Here is a 22,643-nt window from a genome sequence, read left to right as displayed (position 1 = left end):
GCTCACTGCTGCTGCGGCCGCGAGCCCGCCGGTTGCTGTGTAGCGGCCTTCTGCTCGGCGGCGGCGGCCGCACGGGATTCGGCAATGCCGGCCGCCCGCGCGGAGGCCGCCTGTTCGTCCTTCTGCAGCGGCTGGAAGCTGCCTTCCGGTGCCAACCAGCCACCGGTGAACCCCGCCCGCTCCAAGCCCTTGCGGATGTACGGGTTCTTTTTCATCACGTCCCAGACGAAATCGTTGCGGTAATTGGCGATACCGGCAAGGATCGGGCCCTGGTCGATAGCGATGTAGTCGCTTGCAACCCAGCCGCGGTCGGGGATCAAGCGACCGGTCTTCAGCGGGATGTCGTAGTTGAAGCTGGGGTTGAACGAATCCAGGAATCCATAGCTGGAGTACAGGTAGTCACCGTAGCGCTTGTGCATTTCCACCGTGGTGGGAATGACCACTTCCGGGGCAAATGGCAACGAAGAAATCGCCGCCGACGGCACGATCGTGCCGTCGTCGAAGTTCTCGCGCAGGCCGGCGCCACGCGATGAGTAGTGGCGAAACTGGCGCTGCTCACCCTTGTATTCCTGGGTGGTGTTCTGTGGGCCATCGCCTGCGGTCAGACCCCAGACATTCTCGCCGTAGTCCTTCCACTGCATCGGGTTTTCGATGGCGTACTCACGCTGGGCCAGCGTAGCGCGACGACTGTTGAGGAAGTAGTCGATGCCGCGCTCGCGCATGTACGGGTCCTGGATATCGCGGAAATCGATCCAGACGTGGCTGTACTGGTGGCCAAACAAGGGCCCGAACGACAGGTATTCCTGCCCCTGGTATACGCCCCAGTCGTTGTCATAGGTGCGCGTCCATACCGTCCAGGCATCCGGCTCCACCGGATGTGACGGTGAACCCAGGGCCAGGATGTACAGCATCATCGCCTCGTTGTAGCCCATCCAGTCATGCTGGATGAAACCGCTCTCCGGGAACCAGCCCATCGACACCAGCGGCTTGTTGCGCTGCAGCCACGGCCAGTCAACGCGTTTATAGATGGTGTCGGCAATCTGTCGGATCTCTTTCTCGCGTGCATCGTCGCCGTCGTAGTACGACTGCGCGAACAACACGCCCATCAGCAACAACGCCGTATCCACGCTGGACAGTTCCACCCAGCTGTCATAGCGGCGGCCTTCCTGCATGTCGAGGAAGTGGTAATAGAAACCCTTGTAGCCACCCTTGCCGGTGCGTTGCGGGCCGCTGGGCAGGTCACGGAAGAACCTGAGCGTCAGCAGCGTGCGGTCCACCGCCTGGCTGCGGCTGACCCAACCGTTCTCGATGCCGATCGGATAGGCGGTCAAGGCATAGCCTACCGACGCTACGCTGGCGAACGGGCGTGACGGATAGCGATCCGGGGTAAGCCCGTTCTGCTCGTTGGTGGTGTCCCAGAAGAACTGGAAGGTGCGCCGCTCGATGTCATCGAACAGCGGCGGCAGCTCCGGCTTCATCGGGCGCGGTGGCAGATTGGCCTCGATCAGGATCACCTGCGGCAATACCTTGGGCATGGCCGGCTCCGGCGCCTTGCCGCAGCCTCCCAGCAAGGCAAGCAAGCAACCACCGGCAACACCAACCAGAACCCGCGGAGAAAATGACATGCTCAAGACGACATCCAGAGTTGTGAGAACGAACCGTCGCAATCCCGCGACACACCTGCATCGATCCTGCGCAATGCCCCGGCTGCCAGTGCGGCAGCCGGGGCACAGCGTTACCAGTGCAAACCAAATGAAAGCTTGAACGTCCTGGGCAGGTTGGCCAGGATCTCGTCGTTGCTACGCTTGCCGAAGTTTGGATTGGGGACCGCCACACCGTTCTGGTAGTCACCACGGTTGGTATTGAAGTTGGTGTAACTGCGATCATTGGTGACGTTGAACACATCACCGCGGACCCGCAACTTCAGGTCAGTACCGGTATCCCATTCCTTCTGGATGGCCAGATCCAACTGTCGCTGGCGCGAGGGGCTGAAATACAGCGTCTCGAAATAGCCGTTGTTGCAACCATCCACGAAATAGCAGTTCAGCGAGTCCTTGCCCGGCGGGGAAGCCACGGTCAGCTTGGCTGAGAACTGCAAGCCCCAATACTCGACAATGCCGGTGGCAACAAAGCGGTGCTTGGAAATGCCGACCGATGGCACGAAAGCGACATCGTCCAAATTGGGATAATCGAACGAATAATGCTCGTCGCTGTTGGCCGCGTTGCCACGGTTCTCCTTTGCATCGCTATAGGTATAGGCCAGCGTCACGCCCCAGGGCGACTCGCTGGTAAACGGCTTGTCGGCAGAAAGCAGAACCTGCGTGATGCGTGTTTCAACACCGTTGTCCGCCTTGATGATGTTGCCATAGCCGGGCAGCGGATCTCCCCACGGCGAACTGCCGAAGGATGCACCCGGGCCATGGTAGCTACCATCGGCACGACGGTTGCCAAGGGTGAACAGAATGCCGTCATGGCTCTCGATGTAGGCGACGGCGGCGGACGTATTCCAGTCCTGCCCGCCGACCTGGACGATGTTGCGCATGCCCAGACTCACCTGGTCCGAATACGGAACCTTGAGGTCATTGTTGATCAGGTCCACTTCTGCACCCGCCCGCGACGGCCCGGCGATCAGCGCATACAGGTTCTCACGGTCGTAGTACGACGGATCGAACGCTATGCAATTGCCAACACCCACGTCACAGGGGTGGTTCGGCGTATTGAACCTGTAGGTGAAACTTGGGAAAGCTCCCTTTGAGCGCTCCAGCGCGATGTAATCAAACACGTTACGGTCGTAGGCACGGCCTACGCCACCGAAGATCACGTGCCGCTGGTCGTTGAACAAGTCATATGAGAAACCAAGCCGCGGCTGCCAGGCGTCCTTGAACGGCTTGCGATTCTTGCCGGTGCTTATGTAGTCGTTGTAGTCATAGTCCACATTGGGATTGTTGACGTTGGCCCAACCCCGCAATGCATCCACCACGCCCTGCGGGGTGACGAAGTCCTCGAAACTGGACGATGTTTCGTAGTCATAGCGCAAGCCAAGGTTCAACTGCAGCTTGTCGGTCACATCCCAGTCGTCCTGGATGTAGATACCGTACTGCTTGTTCTTGGACTCGATATTGCGGGCGCCCGCATAGCTCGGCGCGAACTGCACCTCGTACGGCACCATGTCGGCGACACTGGTGTTACCGGCCTGCAGGTTGGCGTAGTAGTCGTAGCGGAACTGCGGATTGTATGGCTGCTGTTCGAAGGAATTCAGATCGATGCTTTTGAACTTCACACCCATCTTGATGGTGTGGCGCTCCCAGCCCATGAAGGTCAGGTCATCCTGGAAGCCCCAGCCCTTCTGTCCCTTGTTCTGGAAGTCGGCGCCGCCGCCCAGATGGATGAACGTTCCGATTTCCGAAGGATTCGGTCCCTGCGTCCAGGCCGCATAGCGTTGCCCATTGGTCAGGTACATCGCACGGGGATTAAAGGTGTCGTCTTCGTAGGTGAGGTGCGCATCGTTCAACCAGTTGAGACTGTTGAACTGATACCGCAGGTCATAACGAGTGCTGTCGTTGTCGTTGGTCTTGCCGGACTGCACGGAGTTGGTACCGTTACCGATATCGGTGATCTCCGACTCGCTGCGACGCTTGGTCGAAAGCTCGAACAGGTGCGCATCGCCTGGCTGCCACGTCAACTTGCCAAACCACAGGTCCTCATTGAACGGCACGCTGGTGGAAACCAGATACTGCGCCAGTTCCGGGATCAACGCCGCACCATTGACCGAATCATCGGTACGCACGGTGCGCGGGCGCTCGAACTCCTTGCCCTCATAGGTGACGAAGAAGAACAATTTGTCCTTGACGATGGGGCCACCAAAAGCAGCACCGTACTGCGTTTCGCCGGAAGGATTCTTGAAGCCCTGCTTATCCTCGATAGGGGTGGATTCGCGCCAATCACGGATGCCGGTCTTGTCCCAGAAGAAATCACCATGGAACTCGTTGGTACCGGATTTGGTTACCGCGGTCACCGCCGCGCTGCTGATCTGGTCGTATTCCGCCTTGTAATTGGAGGTGATTACCTTGTATTCACCGATCGCCAGCTGCGGAAATGGATTGCCCTGACTCTGCGTCTGCCCGCTGATACCGCCTGCCAGCGTGTAACTCTTCTGGCCGACACCATCGATGAAAACGTTCACGCCATTGGCGCTTTGCGCACCGCTTTTCAGCTGGCTGGTGCTGTTGGAACGCGTCTCGAACACCATGCCGGGTACGGTGTCGGCAAACGCAAGGAAATTGCGGGATGCCTGCGGCAGCGCCTCCATCTGGCGCTGGCTGACATAGGTAGCCACTTCCGAGGTCTTGGTCTCCACCACGGCCTGCGCCGTCACCTGCACCGCATCCAGCGTGGTCGCCGCACCGCCAGCGGTTTCCGCCACGCCGCCCACGCCCAGGTTGACGGTGGCGGTCTGGCCCACGGCCACGGTGATGTTCTGGGTGGTGGTCTTGCCACCGGCATTCACATCCACCTTATAGGTACCCGGCGGCAGGCCGGCCAACGAATAGCCGCCATTGGCCGTGCTTTGCACGCTGCGGGTCAGGCCGGTGGCGATATTGGTTGCAGTGACCTGCGCCTGCGCGGCGGGGGCCGAATCCGCCATCACCTGGCCGCGGATGGTGGCGCCGGTGCTTTGTGCGAACACCGGTGCAGCACCCAGCAACAGGCAACTGGCCAGCGCGCAGCTGAGCAGCTTTCGTGTGGGCGTGGATGTCCTGGCAATCTGTTTCATGTTTCACCTCTCCCAAGGTGGCGGCATGGAGCCGTTGAATAACGGGGTTGTCGGTCCGCCCGGTCTATGCCGGGTTGGCGTGTCTAAACGGGATCGCGCTGGGCCGTGGAGCCCCGCACGACAAGGCTTGGAACCAACATCAGACCCGCCGCCTGCGTCGCCTGCGGGTCCTGGATCAATTGCAGCAGATGCGTCATTGCCTGCTCACCAAGCCCTGCGATGCTCACCTGCATCGTCGTCAAGGACGGGTGAACGAACCGTGCCAGCGGGATATCGTCGAAGCCCGCCACCGCCACCTGCGCAGGCACGCGCACGCCCGCCTGCTGCAGTGCATACAGACACCCCAGCGCCATCATGTCGTTGGCGGCAAACACCGCGTCCGGCAACTCCGGCAGCGCCAGCAGGGCCAGCCCGGCCTGGTGGCCGGATGCCTCATCGAACGCGCCCGGCAGTTCTATCGCCGTGGCCTGGGCCCCCGCCGCCGCCATCACCTCGCGAAAGCCGCGCAGGCGCTGCTGGGCATCGTGGTTGCGCTCCGGGCCGCCGATGAAGGCGATGCGCCGGTAGCCCGATGCCAGCAGGTGCCGGGTCATCGCCATCGCACCGGCGTGATCGTCCACACTGAAAACCGGCAACGCCGCATCTGCCAACGGCGTATTGATCAGCACACAGGGAATATCGGGCAGGTCTTCGACCAGCGCCTCGGTGTCGCCGGCATAGGGCGACAGCACCAGCACGCCATCCACGCGGCCACGCATGGCCTGCAGCACCGCGCCGCGCTGCTGCGCATCGCCGTGATAGCTGGACACAAGCAGGTGCCAACGGTGGGCAGTTGCCACACCGTCGATGCCGCGCATCAGTTCGGAAAAGAATTCGCCGTAGAGATCCGGCAGCACCACCCCCAGCGTCTGGGTGCTGCGGCTGCTCAGGCTGCGGGCAGCCGCGTGCGGGGTATAGCGCAGCCGCTTGGCCACGTCCCGCACCAGTTTGCGCACCGGCTCGGCGACATTGTCGTGGCCATTGAGCGCGCGCGACACGGTGGCAACGGAGACATTCGCCTCCCTGGCAACATCCTTGATGGTGATTGCCGACTTCGCCACCGCCGTGCCCTCCGCAATTCGGGGTCGGGCCCGACTGTAAACGTTTTCAGGATACTGTGTAAACAGTTTGTTACTGGACGATGTCTCAAAAAGACATCGCCTGTCCATTCAGCCTGCCCTCCCCGGCCGGTTTCCGTTCAGCCCAGCCCGGCGTGTTCGGCCGGGGTCAATGCCTTGATGGACAGGGCATGGATATCGGTCTGCATCATTTCCCCCAACGCCGCATACACCGTACGGTGCCGCGCCAAGGGCGGCTTGCCGGCAAACGCCTCGCTGACCACCGTCACATTGAAGTGACCACGGCCATCACGAGCACCGGCATGGCCAGCATGGCGGTGGCTGTCGTCCTCGACCTCCAGCAATTGCGGGGCCAGGGCCGCCTCCAGCGCCAGCCGGATACGCTCCAACCGGTTCATGGCAGCACCTTGCGGAACGGCCGCACATCCACCCGAACATAGACCCCGGCAGCCACATAGGGATCGGCGTCAGCCCAGGCACGGGCAGCGGCCAGGTCTTCGAAGCTGGCAATCACCACGCTGCCGCTGAAACCGGCCTCACCCGGGTCCTCGGCGTCAATGGCAGGACAGGGACCGGCCAGAAGCAGCCTGCCTTCGGCCAACAATGTCTTTAGCCGATCAAGATGTGCCGCCCTGGCCTGCATGCGCGCAGCCAGTACCTGCTCGCCATCATGGCCTTCAATCACGTACCACACGGGCAAATTCTCCTTGTCCGCTGAATGGAAAGACCACAAGTCTAGCGTCACAACGCTGGACATGGCCCCTACCCGGCGATTACTCTTTACGCCATTGCACGCAGCCGGCCAGTAGCGGCTCGGTGCGACGGCAGGCCCCGGCGCCCCGTCGTTCAACCGACGCAGACCTCTCCCGGACCGCGTAGACGACCTCCTCGTTGGATAGATGTGCCGCGTGTCTGCGGCGCGCCGTGTTGTTGATGTGTGGAAGCGCGCCGGCCAGCGCGCATGGATCGCAATACTCAAGGGCAGGAACCATCCCGGGCCGTAACCCCGGGGCGCGTAAGGCTCGCAATACCAATGTCGACCTGATGACTTCCGAACTCGCGCACGTCGCGAACCCGCCAGCGCCGCCCCATGCCCCGCAGCAGCAGGAAATGCCGCTGGCGATGGTGCATGGTCAGCCGGTACTGCAGATCCCGCAGGATCTCTACATCCCGCCGGATGCGCTGGAAGTCATCCTCGATGCCTTCGAAGGCCCGCTTGATCTGCTGCTTTACCTGATCCGCCGGCAGAACCTGGACATCCTGGATATCCCGGTGGCCGAGATCACCAAGCAATACGTTGAGTACATCAACGTGATGCAGGAGCTGCGCTTCGAGCTGGCCGCCGAATACCTGGTGATGGCCGCGATGCTGGCCGAGATCAAGTCACGCATGCTGTTGCCACGCCCGCCCAGCGTGGAGGGTGACGAGGCAGACCCGCGCGCCGAACTGGTGCGCAGGCTGCAGGAGTACGAACGTTTCAAGCAGGCTGCCGAAGACATCGACAGCCTGCCCCGCCAGGACCGCGACACCAGCATGGCCCATGCCTTCGTGCCCGAGCATGCCGCGGTGAAGCTGCCGCCGCCGGTGGAACTGAAGGAAATGCTGATGGCGCTGCACGACGTGCTCAAGCGCGCCGAGCTGTTCAGCGGCCACGCCATCAAGCGCGAGGCGCTGAGCGTGCGCCAGCGCATGGGCGAGATGCTCAGCCATCTGGAAGATGGCAGGTTCTACCGTTTCGAATCGCTGTTCAGTGCCGAGGAAGGACGACTCGGCGTGCTGGTGACCTTCCTGGCCATGCTGGAACTGGCCAAGGAGCAGTTGCTGGACATCGTGCAGGAAGCACCGCTTGCCCCGATCTACGTGAAGTCCCTCGCCGCCGGCAACACCAACGCACCGCTGTCGTTCTCCAGCGAGTTCGATGATGCCGACGCCACCGACCCCGCCTGAACAAGCCACAGGACGCATGGATCAACCACTGATCAACCGCATAGTCGAAGGCGCGCTGCTGGCATCCAGCCAGCCGCTGACCCTGGCGCAGTTGCAGGGTCTGTTTCCGGAAGACGAGCCGGCACCGCCGGGCAGCATCGAGCGCGCCCTGGAGCTGCTGCGCGAAGGCTGCAGCGGGCGTGGCGTGGAGCTGGTGGAGGTAGCCTCCGGGTTCCGCTTCCAGATCACCAACGAGGTGCACGGCTGGGTGTCCCGGCTGTGGACCGAGCGCAAGACCCGCTACACCCGCGCCACCCTGGAAACCCTGGCATTGATTGCCTACCGACAGCCCATCACCCGTGGCGAAATCGAGCAGGTGCGCGGCGTGGCGGTGAGCAGTAACATCATCCAGGCACTGGAAGAGCGCGAATGGATCCGCGTGATTGGCCATCGCGACGTGCCCGGCAAGCCCGCCCTGTTCGGCACCACCAAGGGCTTTCTGGATTACTTCGGGCTCAAGCGCCTGGACGAACTGCCGCCATTGTCCGAACTGCGTGACATCGGCGAGCTGGAACCGCAACTGCCGCTGGACGGCGACGGCCAACCGGCCGCCCCGCTTGCCGCCGTTGCCGCCACGCCCGATGGCGACGCCGCCAACACGGCAGACAACCCCGATACCGCCGATACGCCGGAACCCGATGGCTCCGACGAACCGGCCAGCAACACCGCCCTCACGGGCGAACCCGACGCCGCGCCGGGAGAGCGCGCGGCGGAAGTGGAAGACACCGGAAACATCGCCGTCGCGACGACGACCGTGGCTGTTGACGAAGCCGATCCCGAACCTGAGGCCGACGCAGAAAACGCCGGCCGGAGCAAATAGATGAGTGACACCCCCCGCAAGCTGTCGTTGAACAAGCTCTCGCTCAAGCGCGAAGCCAGCACCGAACAGCCCAAGCTTGAAGAACGCCTGCACAAGGTCCTGGCCCAGGCCGGGCTGGGCTCGCGCCGTGCGCTGGAACAGCGCATCGCCGACGGCCTGGTCAAGGTCAATGGTGAAACCGCCCAGACCGGCCAGTCGATCAAGAGCGGCGACAAGATCGACCTGGACGGCCGCGCCTTTGTTGCCAGCGCGCTGACCGATCCCTCGCGCGTGCTGATCTACAACAAGCCCGAAGGCGAAGTCACCACGCGTGACGATCCCGAAGGCCGCCCGACCGTGTTCGAGGCGCTGCCGCCGCTCAAGGGCGCACGCTGGATCGCGATCGGCCGCCTGGACATCAACACCACCGGCCTGCTGCTGGCCACCACTGATGGCGAACTCGCCAACGCGATGATGCACCCCTCGTTCGAGGTGGAGCGCGAGTACGTGGTGCGCGTGCGCGCCCCGGAAGGCGAAGAAAAGGTGCCGGACAACATCGTTGACCGCCTCGCCCGTGGCGTCGCGCTGGAAGACGGCCCGGCCAAGTTCGACGAGATCGAACGCATCGGCGGCACCGACTCGCACGACTGGTTCCGCGTGGTGGTGAAGGAAGGCCGCAACCGTGAAGTGCGCCGCCTGTGGGAATCGCAGGGCTGCCAGGTCAGCCGCCTGAAGCGCACCCGTTACGGCAAGATCGAACTGCCGCGCGAACTGCTGCGCGGCCAGTCCGTCGAGCTGCCGGCCCAGCAGGTGGAGGCGCTGCGCGCCCAGCTGAAGCTGGAAGAAGGCACCCCGTCGGCACTGACCCTGCAGCCGGTGATCGGCCAGCGCCGCGCCGCCAAGACCGCACTGCGCGTATCGCGCGAGGGCAGCCGTGGCAATGCCTACGTCAACGGCCACAACACTGCCGACGAAGGCCGCGAACTGCGCCGCTTCGACAACGTCCGCGAAGACCGCGGCCGTGGCCGTGGTGGCAAGGGTGGCGGCTTCAACAAGGGCGGCCTGACGGTCAGCGGTGAAGCCGCAGCCAAGCAGTCGCAGAAGCCGTTCAAGCAGCGCAAGCCCAGCGGCGACCGCAGCCTGCCGGAAGGCAACCCGGCCGCGTTCCGCACCTGGTACGTGCCGGACGGCGTGAGCACCGGCCCGAGCGGCCACCGCAATGCAGGCCCCGGCGCAGGCCGTGGCCCCGGTGGCAACCGCGGCCCGGGCCGCGGCGCCGCGGCTGATGGCCAGGCGCGCCCCTACGGCAAGCCGCGCCCGGGTGGCGCAGCCGGTGCCGGCCGCGGCGGTGCAGGTGGCCAGGGCGCAGGCCAGGGCCAGCAGCGCAAGCACCCTTATGGTCATCCGGGCAATGCCCCGAGCTTCCCGTCCGACCACGCCAACCCGGGCTTCAGCCCGTACGGCGCACGTCCGGCCGGCAATCGCCCGAGCGGCGGCAACCGTGGCCCGGGTGCACGCCCGGCCGGCGGCCCGCGCCCGGGTGGCAACCGCCCCGGCGGCGCAGGCCGCCCCGGTGGCGGTGGTCGTCCGGGTGGCGGCGGCAACCGCGGCCCGCGCGGCGGCTGATCCACGCCTCTGCTGATGCTTGAGACAACAGAACGCCCGGTGCACTGCACCGGGCGTTCTGCGTTCCAAAGCCTCTCTCCCGCTTACGGGGTGAGAGAAGCAGCTTGCGAACCACTGGTTCGCTGCTCATCGAACGCCCGGACTGGGGCGCGGAGCGGGAGTTGGGGGACATGAGCCCCTCTCCCGCTTGCGGGAGAGGGGTTGGGGTGAGGGCCGCTTTAGGCTTCAAGCTTTGCGCCACGCCTACGACCCGAATCTCGAAGCCAGCACAAACAAACGCAATCCCTGACGCCCCACGCCCCACACCCTCGACCCCACCCCACCTGAACAATAAATATCCCAAATTTCCCATTTAGAGAAATTTGGGATATTTTCCAAATACCCACCCAAGGACGCCCGCCATGGACCTCTCCCTGAACCTGCTGGACCTGGAAAAGACGCCCGCCAGCGACGTCAAGGCCAAGGGCTGGCCGGAGCTGATGCGCAAGGTCGCCAAACTCGGCGCAGTGGTGGTCACCAACCACAACCATCCGCAGGCGGTGGTGGTCTCGGCAGAGGAATACCAGCGCCTGGTCAGCCAGGCCGCCGGGGCGTCCGAAGCCACCCAGCGCGCCCAGTCGCTCAAGCAGCTACAGGCAGAGTTCGATGCCCACCTGAGTGTGCTCAATGACGGCCCCGGCTTGGCCAAGGCATTGGCCCGCCCTGCCCGCCGCGGCATCAAACTCACCCCGGGCAAGTCACTCTAAGCGGTGGCACGGATTCTGGTATTGGCCGGCGTCAACGGCGCCGGCAAGAGCTCGCTGCTGGGCATGCTGCTGCAGCACGACGGCGCCACGTGGTTCAATCCGGACGCATTCACACGGCAGCTGGTGGATCGCGGCTGGCCCCTGCAGGACGCCAACGCTACCGCGTGGCAGGAAGGCACCCGCCGCCTGCGCGCAGCCATGGCCGACAACCGGGACTACGCATTCGAAACCACGCTCGGCGCCAACACCATTCCCAAGCTGCTGCGCGAGGCCTGCCAACAGCATGAAGTCACGGTCTGGTTCTGCGGCCTGGAAAGCATTGAGCTGCACCTGCAACGCGTTGCCGAACGTGTCGCCAATGGCGGCCATGACATCCCCGAGGAAAAAATCCGCCAGCGCTACGACAGCTCACGCCTCAACCTGATCGAACTGCTGCCGCACCTCACCACCCTGCACGTCTACGACAACAGCCGCCCGCCGGATGCCGAGGGTCAGGTGGAACCCCTGCTGGTACTGGAAGTGGACCGCGGCCGCATTCTCTGCCCGACCGAACAGGAAGAGTTCGCACAGGTACCCGAATGGGCAAAGCCGGTGGTGTGGGCGGCATTGAAGGCGTTTCCGGTTGCGGAACAGGATTAAAGGCAGCTGTTGGGAACACGTGCACCTGGCCAACAACGATCACTCGCGCCTCGCCTGCGATCCCCTCAAGTCCTTTGAGCCTGACATCGGCATCTATCGGCTGAAGCAGGGCATGCGCAATCACGGGCAGCTTGGCGGTACTTCCTGCGTGGCCTGACCAGGAACCAGTGGATCGTCAAACACCCCACTTCCGTCATCCAGGTCATGGCTCGGCCTGGTTCGCCTGCGAATTCATCCCTGCACCCCAAACACCAAATGGAAAAACCGAGCAATTGGCGCAGCTCAGTTGTGGAAGCGGGCTTATGCCCGGCGCCATATTGCATGACGCGCACCACCCTGCAACGCTTAACCCACCCCGCAAGGACGCCGCCATGCCCATTCTGCTGCCCACCTTCCGCCCGTCGTCCCATCTGCGAACAATCGCTGTAGCGACCCTGATCATCATCCTGACCACCGGCAACGCGCTATCTGCCGGCAAACCCCAATCAGGTACAAAGCAGGCAAACCAGCAAGCGGCACTATTGGAGGCTGAAATAGCACGCCTGCCCGTCCAAAGGCCCGGTACCCCCGACATGTACATCCTCGGCATTGCCGGGGACGCCGATGAGGATGTGTTCCGCAATGAGGTGCTCTATCTACGGCAACTCTCGGCCAAGCGCTGGAATGCCGATGGGCGGATGATCAGCCTGATCAACCACCCGGCCAGCGCCAAGGGCGATGCGCCCATGCCGCTCGCTACGCGCCAGAGCATCGGCCAGTCACTCGACGCACTAGGCAAGGTATTGGATCCGGAAGAGGACGTGCTGTTCCTCTACCTGAGCAGCCACGGCCTGGACGACAACAGCGTCTATCTGCACACCGGCCCTGGGCAGGAGGAATACCTGGCACCGAACGAGCTGGCCCGAATGCTCGACAATGCCGGTATCGGCAACGCCGTGGTGGTGGTATCTGCCTGTTATTCAGGGGCCTTCATCCAGGCCTTGCGCTCGCCAAGACACACGGTGATTACCGCTGCCCGCCGCGACCGGCCGTCGTTCGGCTGCGGCAATACCGACAGTGCGACATGGTTCGGTCGTGCGTTCCTGGTTGAGGCCTTGAATACAACAACCGATCTCACCCAGGCATTCGACTTGGCAGCCACTACAGTGCGCAGGCGCGAGCGGGAAGAAGGCGAGCAGCCGTCCGTGCCGCAGTTTGAGAGCGGCAAGCAGGTCGAGCAGGTTCTGGCACGCTGGCGAGCCGGCCTACCTGAAACCGCGCCGGTGCCCTACCCGTTCGTGCACCCCGTGCACTCGGACAGCTCGAACAACGCCAGCAATCACAAATAGGGCGCTGCCAACGACCAGAATGCTGTGGCCCAGTAACCGAGGATCGATCGGCGCGGCTCTGCACATTACCAGGCACCCGACGCTATTGGAGCCATCGAGTCACCCGCTAGCGTTGTGCTTACCCACGCCAAAGCATTGCTGGAGCATGCGCGCGGTTGGATCGCCCCTGTTTCCTGGGCGCGCCATGCCTTACCCGGGCGATAGTGCGATCACTCGGGCCACCTGGAATGCTCGCACCGGAAGGTTCGGGAAAGCACAGCCATCCAGCGTTGTTCAGGGGCTGGCAGTCTGCAGGCGGTAGCGGGTACTGCTCAGGTATTGAACACCGTTCAACACCGCCCGAACTTCCACTTCGTGCTCACCCTCGGCCAGCTTGGTCGGCAACGCCGCGCGCCACAGGTGGCTGGACGGCACGGCTTCCGGCGAGCGGTCGTAGCCGCGCAGTGCCGTGGCCAGGTCGTCGGCGATGTTCTCGACCAGCAGGCGCGGGTCCGGCTGCAGCACCTGCTTCATCGCTTGCCAATCGCCGCCGTCTACGCGGAACTCCACCGGCAAACCTTCGTAGCCCATGAACACGTTGGCGTAGATGCCCCAGGCCGGGTAGGCCCCCTGGCGCAGCACCTTGGGCGCATGCAGAGCAATCTGCTGATCTGCCGGCGCGCGGGCGACGCGATACTCGACGCTGTACTGGCCTTGCGGGCGGATGTTGAGCAGGCCGTAGCCATTGGGCGTGCCGTCGGCCATCGTGGTATCAGGAATGCCCTGCGCATCCTTCACCCCGGACCAGAACGCGCCGCAGGCAGCGCCGACGTTGTATTCGTGCAACGGCTTGGCGCCGTTCCAACCGTCCGGCACGCCCCAGAACTTCTGGCTCTGGTTATGGGTGTGGCCGCTGACGATCAAGGGGTGAGGTACGTGTTCCAACAGCTTGAACAGACGGGCCCGATCTTCCGCGCGGTAAACATGGTCAAACAAGGGGATGTGGAAGCCCAGCACCACCAGCTTGTCCTTCGGAATGGTCGGCAGGTAGGCCTCGAGGAAGGCGAACTGATCCTCGCGCAGACCGCCGACATAAGCAGGCTTCTGCCCGGGCTGGGCGATGATGTCGTCCATGCCGATGAACACCATCGATGCTTCTTCCCAGGCGTAGGTATCCGGGCCAAGCTGGCGGTGGAAGCTGGCCAGCGAATCGGCGTCGCTGCTGGCGCCCAGGTCCATGTCGTGATTGCCGGGCACATGCAGCCACGGCACGCCCAGCGAGGTGACCGCCTTGGTCAGCGCCGGGTAGAGGCTGGGGTCGTCATTGGTGATATCACCCAGGGTCATGCCCAGGCGTGCCTGGTGCTTGCCACGCAGCGGCTCGATGATGTCGCGCTCGAAGTAGCTCACGTCCAGCGCGCTGCTGGTCTGGCTGTCGGCCACCAGCAAGGCCTGGAAGCTGCTGGGGGCATGCTTGTCGGGCTGCAGCGCAAACGCGCGGCACTGGGCATCACCCTCGCCCGCCTGCGGACGCCAGATATCGGGCTGGCCGTCGCTGCGCTTGGCCGCGCTGTAGCCGGCCGGCTTGATGATGAAGATATTGGGCTGGCTGGAGCCCGGTAGTTGGTAGCGGCCATCCTTGCCGGTGCTGACGATGTGCTCGCCGTCGGAGACACGGATGCCGGACAAGGGCTTTTCGCCGGCGTCTTGCCGGCCATTGCCATTGCTGTCGAGGAATACCGCGCCCTCGACGCAGGAAGCGGCAGCCGCAAACGGCGCACAGGCCAGCAACAGGGCGGTCAGCAGGGATGGGCGCATGGTGTCCTCGGCGGCGAAAGGCAGGTGGCCATTATCGCCCCGGGATGCTGCAGTGGGGTTGCGCCAGCTGGCGAGCCGTCGCTGGCAGGGATCGCGCTCATCAACCACGGTAGCCCGGGTAAGCGCAGCGCACCCGGGAGCTGTACGAGGAGAGCCCCGGGTGCGCTGCGCTTACCCGGGCTACGGTGCTACGCGGCATCGGCTGGGCGTTACCGGTAGAGCCCCTGCCGAGCATGGCTCGGCACTACGGGGATTTCTGGGAAGGCCCCTGCCGAGCATGGCTCGGCACTACAGTTGCTCAGCTGACGGCTTTTTCAGCGGCCTTGGCGTGGCGCTCTTCGAGCACGGCGGTGGCGTCGTCCAGCGACAGGCCGCGTGCGCGCAGCAGCACGATCAGGTGGAACAGCAGGTCGGCCGATTCGCCCAGCAGCTCGTCGTCACGCTGCACCACACCGGCCAGCGCGGTTTCCACGCCTTCCTCGCCCACCTTCTGCGCGATATGCCGCGCGCCCTTCTCGAACAGCTTGGTCGTATAACTGTTGAGCGGGCGGTCGTGCTCGCGTTGCTTCACCAGCGCATCCAGCGCGCCCAGGAAGTTGCCCGGGGCTGCGCTGAAGCAACTGGTGCTGCCGGTATGGCAGGTGGGCCCGTGCGGGCGCACGGTCACCAGCAAGGTGTCGTTGTCGCAGTCGCTGCGGATGTCCACCAGATCCAGGTGGTTGCCGGAGGTTTCGCCCTTCATCCACAGGCGCTTCTTGCTGCGGCTGAAGAAGGTGACCTTGCCGCTGCTGCGCGTGGTTTCCAGCGCCTGCCGGTCCATATAGCCCAGCATCAGCACGCGCAGCGTGGCTTCGTCCTGGATGATGACCGGGATCAGGCCGTTGACCTTTTCCCAGTCCAGCGCAGCCGGATCAACCGGCTTGAATTCAGTAGACATCCCTAACCTCGATCTGTTGTTCGCGCAGGAACTGCTTCAGTTCCGGAATGGCAATGGCGCCCGAGTGGAACACACTGGCGGCCAAAGCCCCGTCAACGTCAGCCTGTTCGAACACATCGGCGAAATGCTGCGGCGTACCCGCGCCGCCAGAGGCGATCAGCGGAACCGTGCACAACGCCCGGGCCTGGCGTAACTGCGCAATATCGTACCCCTTGCGCACGCCATCGCTGTCCATGCAGTTCAGCACGATTTCACCTGCGCCGCGCTGCTGCACCTCGCGCAGCCAATCCAGGGTCAGCCGGGCCTCGGCGCGGGTCTTGGCCGGGTCGCCGGTGTAGGAGCGCACCCGCCACTGGCCGTCAGGCTCACGGATCGAATCCACGCCCACCACCACGCATTGTTGGCCGAAGGCGTCAGCCAGCTCTTCGATCAGCTGCGGGCGCTCCAGTGCCGGCGTATTGATGGAAATCTTGTCGGCACCGGCATTGAGCACGGCACGCGCGGTTTCCACATCGCGGATGCCGCCCGCCACGCAGAACGGGATGTCGATCAGCCGCGCCACGCGCTCGATCCAGGCGCGGTCCACCGAGCGCCCTTCCGGGCTGGCGGAGATGTCATAGAACACCAGCTCGTCGGCACCCTGGTCGCGGTAGCGCAGCGCCAGCTCGGTGATATCACCCATGTCGATGTGATCGCGGAACTTGACGCCCTTGACCACCCGGCCTTCGCGCACGTCCAGGCAGGGAATGATGCGGCGGCTCAGCATGACAAGGCCTCGTCCAGTTGCAGGCGCCCTTCCAGCAGTGCCTTGCCCAGCACCGCGCCGCCGCAGCCGGCGGCCTTGGCCGCGCGGATGTCGTCGGCATCACGCACGCCGCCCGAGGCCTGCACGGCAACGCCGGGCAGCAGCTTGGCCAGGTGTGCGTACAGTTCGATATTGGGGCCTGAGAGCATGCCGTCGCGGGAAATATCGGTGCACAGCAGATGCTGCATGCCGGCCTGCGCATAGCGGCTGGCCAGTTCGTCCAGGGTCACGTCGGCGGTTTCGGTCCAGCCGTGCACCGGCAGGCGCCACACGCCGTCCTCGCCCTGGCGCGTATCCAGCGCGATGGTCAGCTGCTCGGGGCCGAACTCGGCCAGCCATTCCAGCACCTGCTCGGGCTGGCGCACCGCCAGTGAGCCAATCACCACGCGGCTGGCGCCGGCCTCCAGGATGCGGGCAACATCGTCGCGGCCGCGCACACCGCCGCCGGTCTGCACTTTCAGGGAGGTGGTGGCGGCGATCTGCTGCAGCAATGGCGCCAGCGTGTAACCACCGGCCTTGGCCGCATCCAGATCGACCAGGTGCATCCAACGGGCACCGGTGTTGGCAAACACCTGCGCGCGCGGCAAGGCATCGTCGCCGTAGGTGGTCTGCTTGGCATAGTCGCCCTGCAGCAGGCGCACGACGCGGCCATCACGGATATCCAGCGCGGGGTAGACAGTGAAACTCATGCGGCAATCTCGAGAAAGTTCTGCAGGATGCGTGCGCCCGGCCCGGCCGAACGCTCGGGATGGAACTGCGCGCCACACAAGCGGCCACGCTGTACCACCGCGGTGAACAGCCCACCGTGATGGCAGGCGGCCACCGTGTCCGAGGTCACCGGTGCGGCGTAGCTGTGCACGAAATAGGCGCTGGAACCCAACGGCGCGCCCGCAAGCAAGGGCGACTCGCGCAGCGCCAACAGCTTGTTCCAGCCCATATGCGGCACGCGCACGCCGACACCGGGATGCAGGCGGCGGACAATACCGGGCAGCAGGCCCAGGCATTCCACATCGCCCTCTTCCGAGCGCTCGAACAGCAACTGCATGCCCAGGCAGATCCCCATCAAGGGCACCTGCAGTTCACGCAGCGGCTGCACCAGGCCCTGCGCGCGCAGGCGCTTCATGCCTTCGGCAGCAGCGCCGACGCCGGGCAGAATCACCCGCTCCAGCCCAGCCAGGTCGGCCGGCGCGCGCACCATCTGCACGTCCACCTGCAAGCGCTCCAGCGCATAGCGCACCGAGCCCAGGTTGGCGCCGCCGGCATCAACCAGCCCTACCCTGCTCACAAGGCCCCCTTGGTCGAAGGCAGCTCGGTGCCTTCCTTGCGGATGGCCTGGCGCAAGGCGCGCGCAAGTGCCTTGAAGCAGGCTTCCACCTTGTGATGGTCGTTGTCGCCTTCCACCTTGAGGTTGAGGTTCAACCCGCTGGCATCGCACAGCGAGCGGAAGAAATGCGGCACCAGCTCGGTCGGCATGTCGCCCACCCGCTCGCGCTTGAAATCGCCTTCGAACACAAAGTACGGGCGGCCGCTGAAATCCAGCGCGGCGCTGGCCAGGGTTTCATCCATCGGCAAGGTGAAGCCATAGCGGCCGATGCCGCGCTTGTCACCCAGCGCTTCACGCAGCGCCTGGCCCAGCGCAAGGCCAGTGTCCTCGATGGTGTGGTGCTCATCGATGTGCAGGTCGCCCTTGGCTTCCACTTCCAGCGCAAAACCGCCGTGACGGCCGATCTGGTCCAGCATGTGGTCGAAGAACGGCAGGCCGGTGTTGATCTTCGAGCTGGCCACCTTGTCCAGGTCGACGAATACGCGGATCTGGGTTTCCTTGGTGTCGCGCTGCACCGTGGCGCGGCGCGGGGCGTCAGCCAGCTCGTGGGCGATGGCATCCCAATCCCACTCACCGCCGAATTGTTCGGTGCGCAGCTGGAAACCACGGATCTTCATGTTGTCGGCAAACTGGATATCGGTGGGGCGGTCACCGACCATGCCCGAGCGCGCCCAATCGATGTTGCGGTCCTGCAGGTAGCCAACCATCATGCCGATGCCCGGCTTGCGGTTGGGGCTGTTGTCCTGCGGCCAGCTGGGGTCGATCAGCACGTCGCGGAACGTGATGCCCTGGCTGGCGAAGATCTGCAGCATCAAGTCATTGGGGCCGTCGAAACTGGCCTGCGGATAGCCTTCCGTGCCCAGGCCGTCCTGGTTGGAGACGATGACGAACTGGTAGCCCGCATCGCGCAGCTTGAGCATGGCCGGGATCACGTTCTTGACGAAGCGGATCTTCTCGTAGGCATCGATCTGGAAATCGGCCGGCTCCTCGATCAGGGTGCCATCGCGATCGACGAACAGAATGGGGGTCATGCGGCAAGCTCCAGCGTGGCAAGTGCGTCGAGGACGCGGTCGTTCTGTTCAGGGGTGCCCAGAGTGATGCGCAGGGCGTCGTGCAATTGCGGCGCGGCGCGCTGGTCGCGCACCACCACACCGGCCTTCAGCAAGACCTGGAAGGCTGCCTCCGCGTCGTTGAAACGGACCAGCAGGAAGTTCGCATCCGAGCCGTAAACATGGCGTACACAGCGCTGCAGCGACAAGGCGATGCGCAGACGGTTACGTTCGCTGCGCACCATCGCGATGCGGGCGCGGGTCTGCGCCAGTGCAGCATCTTCCAGGCCGGCAAGAGCAAGTGCCGAACAAGGCGTGGGAATCGGGTACGGCGCCTGGCAGCGGCGCAATACCGCGATCAAGGCGGCATCGGCAATCACGCAGCCTATGCGCGCAGCGGCCAGCGCATGTGCCTTGGACAGGGTCCGCAGCACCGCGATGTTGTCAAAGCGTTCCATCAGGCTGGTAGCGGACGGCTCATCGGCAAACTCGGCATAGGCCTCATCCACCACCACCAGCGCCTGCCCGCGCAGCGCTTCGGCCACGGCCTGCACCTGCTGCAGCGGAATGCTCAGGCCGCCGGGGTTGGACGGCGAGCACAGGAAAACCAGCTTGGCATTGCCCTGTTTTGCGGTGGCGATGATGGCGTCGATATCGGCCACCAGCCCGGCCTCGGTGTCCAGCAAGGGCACTTCCAGCGCCGGCGCATTCTGCAAGCGGGCACTGACCGCATACATGCCAAATACCGGCGGCGTGTACAGCACCGCGTCGCGGCCCGGCACGCACAGGGCGCGCACCAGCAGGTCGATGGCTTCATCGCTGCCGCGGCCGATCAACAGCTGCTCCGGCTGGCAGCCGTACAGGCCGGCCAGGCGCTCACGCAATGCCTGCGGCTGCGGATCCGGATAACGCCGGCAACTGGCGGCCGGGTCGCCGGGATTGGCCCAGGCCGATTCATTGGCATTGAGCCATATCTCGCCCTGCAGCTTGGCACTGCGTGCCGACGAGTAGCCGCCAAAGTCGCGCAGGTCATCGCGGACCAGGTCCAACACGGTGCTCACGGCGCAACCCCCAGTCGCAGCGCGACGGCATTGGCGTGGGCGCCCAGGCCTTCGGCGCGGGCAAGGGTCAAGGCACAGGGGCCGATACCGGCAATGCCCTCGCGACTTGCGGCCTGCACGCTGATCTGGTTCTGGTAGCTGGCCACGCTGACGCCGCTATAGGCGCGCGCGGCACCCGCGGTGGGCAGCACATGGTTGGTGCCGGAGCAGTAATCGCCCAGCGCTTCGGGCGTGTAGTCGCCGAGGAAAACCGAACCTGCCGCTTCCACCTTGTCCAGCCACTGGCGTGGCTCACGCAGCGCCAGGATCAGGTGCTCGGGCGCATAACGGTTGGAAATCTCGAAGGCTTGGGCAATCGACGCGACCTTGACCAGCAAGGAGCTGCCCAGCGCCTGCCGTGCGATGGCCTCACGGGCAAGCTGGGCAACCTGGGCCTCCACTTCGTCCTGTACCGCGGCAATCATCGCCGCGTCGTCGCAGAGCAGCAGCACCTGTGAATCCGGGCCGTGCTCGGCCTGCGACAGCAGATCGGCGGCGACAAATGCCGGGTTGGCACCGGCATCGGCAATCACCAGCACTTCCGAGGGGCCCGCCGGCATATCGATGGCGGCGGCGCCGGCCTGCGCAACCTGCTGCTTGGCTTCGGTCACAAAGCTGTTGCCCGGCCCGAACAGCTTGTCGCAGGAAGGAACGGTCTCGGTGCCGTAGGCCAGGGCGGCAATCGCCTGCGCACCGCCAATCTTGAACACACGGTGCACACCGGTCAGGCGTGCGGCCACCAGAACGGCCGGATCGGCGCTGCCGTCCTTGCGCGGCGGCGTGCACAACACCACTTCGCGGCACCCTGCCAGCTTGGCCGGCACACCCAGCATCAGCGCCGTCGACGGCAGCGGCGCGCTGCCTGCCGGCACATACAGGCCAACCCGCGCGATCGGGCGGATGACCTTTTCACAGACCACGCCGGGCGCGGTTTCAACGCTGTAAGGCTGGGCCATACCGGCGCGGTGGAAGCGGTCGATGCGATCGGCCGCCTGCTGCATCGCGATATGCAGCGCCGCCGGTACCGCCAGCTCGGCCGCTGCGAACTCGGCTTCGCTCACTTCAAACCGCTCCGGCGCAACACCGTCGAAACGCTCGGTGATATCACGCAACGCCGCGTCGCCGCGGCTGCGTACCTGGTCGATCAGTTCGGCAACCGAGGCACGCGTCTGCGCGGCAACGGTCTGCACCGGACGGGTCAGGGCGCGCGCCTGGGCGTCTGCATCCAACGCATTCCAATCGAGGATGTTCATACCAGCGACTTCTCCACCGCCAATACCATCAAGCCCTGGGCGCCAGCGCGTTCCAGTTCTTCCAGCCGCTGCCAGCTGAGTGCGCCGCTGCACATGGTCTGCAGGCGCACCGCATCGCCCTGCCCCGGCAGCCGCAGCAGCGGCTCGGCGTCGGGCAGCAGGCGCGCCAGTTCGTCCACCCGGTCTTCGGCAGCGGAGAACATCAGCAGCTTCTGGTCCTGCACCTTGCTCAGGCCATCCAGACGACGCAGCAGCATCGCCATCAGGCCGGCGCGGGCGTCGTCCAACTCGTGTACCGGCCCGGCCAGTACCGCCTCACTCTCCAACAACGTCTCCACCGGCTTGAGCTGGTTGGCGGCCAAGGTGGCGCCGCTGGAAACCAGATCGCAGATCAGTTCGGCGGTGCCCAGCTTCGGCGCGATTTCCACCGACCCGGACAGCTCCACCACCTGCGCATCCACGCCTTTTTCTTTCAGCCAAGCGGCCAGGATGGCCGGGTAGCTGGTGGCGATGCGCTTGCCCTGCAGCATCTGCACGCCCTGCCAATCCCAGTCTTCCGGCACCGCGATCATCAGCCGGCAGGAGCCGAAGCCCAGACCGCGCAGCGGCTGGTAGGCATCGGGCAAGCCGATCTGGCGGCGCGCCTTGGCCTGCTCGTCCAGTTCGTTCAGACCCACCACACCGAGGTCGCAGACACCGTCGGCAATCAGCCCGGGGATGTCATCGTCACGCACCAGCAGCAGATCCACCGGCAACGATTCGCCGAAGCAGAACAGCTTGTCGCGGCTCTGCCGCCAGCTCAGGCCACAGGCGGCCAGCAGGCTGCGCGCGGGATCGGCCAGGCGGCCGCTCTTCTGGATGGCGATACGCAACCGGTCACGTGCCGGGGCGGTGGTTGAAGCACTCATGGGTTTATCTCAGTTGGATTCGGACTTGCGCGTGGCGAGGCGGTCGATGGCGGCGGCATAGCCACCGGCACCATGCTCGAGCGAGCGCGCAACCCGGCCGATGGTGGTGACACTCACCCCGGTCAGGTCGTAGATCTCACGGTAAGGAACGCCCTTGCGCAGCAAGGGCACCACCCGCCAGCGGTCGGCCATGGCTTCCAGCTCCGCGGGCGTGCACAGGTCGCGCAGGAAGGCCTGCGCTTCCTGCGGCTTGTCGAGGGCGGCAAAGGCACGCGCCAGCGCTTTCAGCGCGGCATCGGCGGCCTTGTCTCGTTCGGTTTCCTGACGTGTTTTCATTTGTATCAATGTAATAGCGTGCTAATACATTAGTGCGAAGCGAGCCATGAGTCAAACCTGCTTCCTGTAGAGCCGAGTCATGCTCGGCCAAAGCTTTGCCGGGCAGGCCCCAGCCGAG

Annotated in this window: 21 protein-coding genes; 6 read left to right on the top strand and 15 right to left on the bottom strand. The window is 64.7% G+C overall.

What is annotated here, in order from left to right:
• Window positions 1–2: 2 nt before the first annotated feature.
• The 5 genes from B2527_RS17470 to B2527_RS17450 form a co-directional block, all read right to left on the bottom strand.
• Entirely contained in the window at window positions 3–1,571 is a 1,569-nt protein-coding gene (locus tag B2527_RS17470; RefSeq protein ID WP_414717125.1) for a glucoamylase family protein, read from the bottom strand.
• Window positions 1,572–1,735: 164 nt separating this feature from the next.
• A complete protein-coding gene (locus B2527_RS17465) occupies window positions 1,736–4,774 on the bottom strand; it encodes a TonB-dependent receptor (protein ID WP_293716658.1) in 3,039 nt (1,012 codons plus the stop codon).
• A gap of 83 nt (window positions 4,775–4,857) precedes the next feature.
• A complete protein-coding gene (locus B2527_RS17460; RefSeq protein WP_293716656.1) occupies window positions 4,858–5,874 on the bottom strand; it encodes a LacI family DNA-binding transcriptional regulator in 1,017 nt (338 codons plus the stop codon).
• Between the two features lie 137 nt (window positions 5,875–6,011).
• Entirely contained in the window at window positions 6,012–6,290 is a 279-nt protein-coding gene (locus tag B2527_RS17455; RefSeq protein ID WP_293716654.1) for a BolA family protein, read from the bottom strand.
• The gene (locus B2527_RS17450) at window positions 6,287–6,586 is read right to left on the bottom strand and encodes a YciI family protein (RefSeq protein ID WP_293716652.1); all 300 of its coding nucleotides are present in this window, start codon (window positions 6,584–6,586) and stop codon (window positions 6,287–6,289) included. Before B2527_RS17450 ends, B2527_RS17455 begins: the two co-directional genes overlap by 4 nt.
• A gap of 350 nt (window positions 6,587–6,936) precedes the next feature.
• On the opposite strand from B2527_RS17450, the gene B2527_RS17445 reads away from it, so the two are divergent.
• The 6 genes from B2527_RS17445 to B2527_RS17420 all read left to right on the top strand — a co-directional run bounded on the left by B2527_RS17445 (window position 6,937) and on the right by B2527_RS17420 (window position 13,016).
• Window positions 6,937–7,839: a segregation and condensation protein A gene (locus tag B2527_RS17445; protein WP_293716650.1), complete on the top strand. Its 903-nt coding sequence runs from the start codon at window positions 6,937–6,939 to the stop codon at window positions 7,837–7,839.
• A gap of 16 nt (window positions 7,840–7,855) precedes the next feature.
• Window positions 7,856–8,698, top strand: coding sequence for an SMC-Scp complex subunit ScpB (gene scpB, locus B2527_RS17440; protein ID WP_293716648.1), 843 nt, complete (start codon window positions 7,856–7,858; stop codon window positions 8,696–8,698).
• Window positions 8,699–10,303, top strand: a complete 1,605-nt coding sequence (locus B2527_RS17435; protein ID WP_293716646.1) for a pseudouridine synthase — start codon at window positions 8,699–8,701, stop codon at window positions 10,301–10,303.
• 401 nt (window positions 10,304–10,704) lie between these two features.
• Complete coding sequence (locus B2527_RS17430) at window positions 10,705–11,049, top strand: type II toxin-antitoxin system prevent-host-death family antitoxin (RefSeq protein ID WP_293716644.1); 345 nt, start codon at window positions 10,705–10,707, stop codon at window positions 11,047–11,049.
• Between the two features lie 3 nt (window positions 11,050–11,052).
• Window positions 11,053–11,688, top strand: coding sequence for an AAA family ATPase (locus B2527_RS17425; RefSeq protein ID WP_293716642.1), 636 nt, complete (start codon window positions 11,053–11,055; stop codon window positions 11,686–11,688).
• A 371-nt stretch (window positions 11,689–12,059) separates the two neighbouring features.
• A complete protein-coding gene (locus tag B2527_RS17420) occupies window positions 12,060–13,016 on the top strand; it encodes a C13 family peptidase (RefSeq protein WP_293716640.1) in 957 nt (318 codons plus the stop codon).
• A 273-nt stretch (window positions 13,017–13,289) separates the two neighbouring features.
• Here B2527_RS17420 and B2527_RS17415 read toward each other — a convergent pair whose 3' ends face one another.
• From B2527_RS17415 to B2527_RS17370, 10 genes are all read right to left on the bottom strand, one after another.
• Window positions 13,290–14,813, bottom strand: a complete 1,524-nt coding sequence (locus B2527_RS17415; RefSeq protein WP_293716638.1) for a calcineurin-like phosphoesterase C-terminal domain-containing protein — start codon at window positions 14,811–14,813, stop codon at window positions 13,290–13,292.
• A 298-nt stretch (window positions 14,814–15,111) separates the two neighbouring features.
• Window positions 15,112–15,750 carry a bifunctional phosphoribosyl-AMP cyclohydrolase/phosphoribosyl-ATP diphosphatase HisIE gene (gene hisIE, locus B2527_RS17410; RefSeq protein WP_293716636.1) on the bottom strand — a complete coding sequence of 213 codons (639 nt, stop codon included), beginning with the start codon at window positions 15,748–15,750 and terminating at the stop codon, window positions 15,112–15,114.
• Window positions 15,740–16,516, bottom strand: a complete 777-nt coding sequence (gene hisF, locus B2527_RS17405) for an imidazole glycerol phosphate synthase subunit HisF (protein ID WP_293716634.1) — start codon at window positions 16,514–16,516, stop codon at window positions 15,740–15,742. The genes hisIE and hisF overlap by 11 nt, the downstream gene beginning before the upstream one ends.
• Window positions 16,510–17,244, bottom strand: a complete 735-nt coding sequence (hisA, locus tag B2527_RS17400) for a 1-(5-phosphoribosyl)-5-[(5-phosphoribosylamino)methylideneamino]imidazole-4-carboxamide isomerase (protein ID WP_293716632.1) — start codon at window positions 17,242–17,244, stop codon at window positions 16,510–16,512. Before hisA ends, hisF begins: the two co-directional genes overlap by 7 nt.
• Entirely contained in the window at window positions 17,241–17,840 is a 600-nt protein-coding gene (hisH, locus tag B2527_RS17395; RefSeq protein ID WP_293716630.1) for an imidazole glycerol phosphate synthase subunit HisH, read from the bottom strand. The genes hisA and hisH overlap by 4 nt, the downstream gene beginning before the upstream one ends.
• Complete coding sequence (gene hisB / locus B2527_RS17390) at window positions 17,837–18,910, bottom strand: bifunctional histidinol-phosphatase/imidazoleglycerol-phosphate dehydratase HisB (protein WP_293716628.1); 1,074 nt, start codon at window positions 18,908–18,910, stop codon at window positions 17,837–17,839. The genes hisH and hisB overlap by 4 nt, the downstream gene beginning before the upstream one ends.
• Complete coding sequence (gene hisC, locus B2527_RS17385) at window positions 18,907–19,989, bottom strand: histidinol-phosphate transaminase (RefSeq protein WP_293716626.1); 1,083 nt, start codon at window positions 19,987–19,989, stop codon at window positions 18,907–18,909. The genes hisB and hisC overlap by 4 nt, the downstream gene beginning before the upstream one ends.
• Window positions 19,986–21,281, bottom strand: a complete 1,296-nt coding sequence (gene hisD / locus B2527_RS17380) for a histidinol dehydrogenase (RefSeq protein WP_293716624.1) — start codon at window positions 21,279–21,281, stop codon at window positions 19,986–19,988. The genes hisC and hisD overlap by 4 nt, the downstream gene beginning before the upstream one ends.
• Entirely contained in the window at window positions 21,278–22,189 is a 912-nt protein-coding gene (hisG, locus tag B2527_RS17375) for an ATP phosphoribosyltransferase (RefSeq protein ID WP_293716622.1), read from the bottom strand. Before hisG ends, hisD begins: the two co-directional genes overlap by 4 nt.
• A 9-nt stretch (window positions 22,190–22,198) precedes the next feature.
• Entirely contained in the window at window positions 22,199–22,525 is a 327-nt protein-coding gene (locus tag B2527_RS17370) for a YerC/YecD family TrpR-related protein (RefSeq protein ID WP_293716620.1), read from the bottom strand.
• Between the last annotated feature and the right edge of the window lie 118 nt (window positions 22,526–22,643).

This window comes from Stenotrophomonas sp. UBA7606 (assembly GCF_002477705.1).
In the GTDB taxonomy this organism is placed as follows: domain Bacteria; phylum Pseudomonadota; class Gammaproteobacteria; order Xanthomonadales; family Xanthomonadaceae; genus Stenotrophomonas.
This window is presented reverse-complemented; position numbering and strand designations above follow the sequence as displayed.

Coding starts and splice junctions, on each gene's coding strand:
- B2527_RS17435 (WP_293716646.1), top strand. CDS start 8,699: ATGAGTGACACCCCCCGCAAGCTGTCGTTGAACAAGCTCTCGCTCAAG.
- B2527_RS17420 (WP_293716640.1), top strand. CDS start 12,060: ATGCCCATTCTGCTGCCCACCTTCCGCCCGTCGTCCCATCTGCGAACA.
- scpB (WP_293716648.1), top strand. CDS start 7,856: ATGGATCAACCACTGATCAACCGCATAGTCGAAGGCGCGCTGCTGGCA.
- B2527_RS17465 (WP_293716658.1), bottom strand. CDS start 4,774: ATGAAACAGATTGCCAGGACATCCACGCCCACACGAAAGCTGCTCAGC.
- hisB (WP_293716628.1), bottom strand. CDS start 18,910: ATGACCCCCATTCTGTTCGTCGATCGCGATGGCACCCTGATCGAGGAG.
- B2527_RS17455 (WP_293716654.1), bottom strand. CDS start 6,290: ATGAACCGGTTGGAGCGTATCCGGCTGGCGCTGGAGGCGGCCCTGGCC.
- hisIE (WP_293716636.1), bottom strand. CDS start 15,750: ATGTCTACTGAATTCAAGCCGGTTGATCCGGCTGCGCTGGACTGGGAA.
- hisG (WP_293716622.1), bottom strand. CDS start 22,189: ATGAGTGCTTCAACCACCGCCCCGGCACGTGACCGGTTGCGTATCGCC.
- B2527_RS17370 (WP_293716620.1), bottom strand. CDS start 22,525: ATGAAAACACGTCAGGAAACCGAACGAGACAAGGCCGCCGATGCCGCG.
- hisF (WP_293716634.1), bottom strand. CDS start 16,516: ATGCTGAGCCGCCGCATCATTCCCTGCCTGGACGTGCGCGAAGGCCGG.
- B2527_RS17430 (WP_293716644.1), top strand. CDS start 10,705: ATGGACCTCTCCCTGAACCTGCTGGACCTGGAAAAGACGCCCGCCAGC.
- B2527_RS17445 (WP_293716650.1), top strand. CDS start 6,937: ATGACTTCCGAACTCGCGCACGTCGCGAACCCGCCAGCGCCGCCCCAT.
- hisA (WP_293716632.1), bottom strand. CDS start 17,244: ATGAGTTTCACTGTCTACCCCGCGCTGGATATCCGTGATGGCCGCGTC.
- B2527_RS17415 (WP_293716638.1), bottom strand. CDS start 14,813: ATGCGCCCATCCCTGCTGACCGCCCTGTTGCTGGCCTGTGCGCCGTTT.
- hisD (WP_293716624.1), bottom strand. CDS start 21,281: ATGAACATCCTCGATTGGAATGCGTTGGATGCAGACGCCCAGGCGCGC.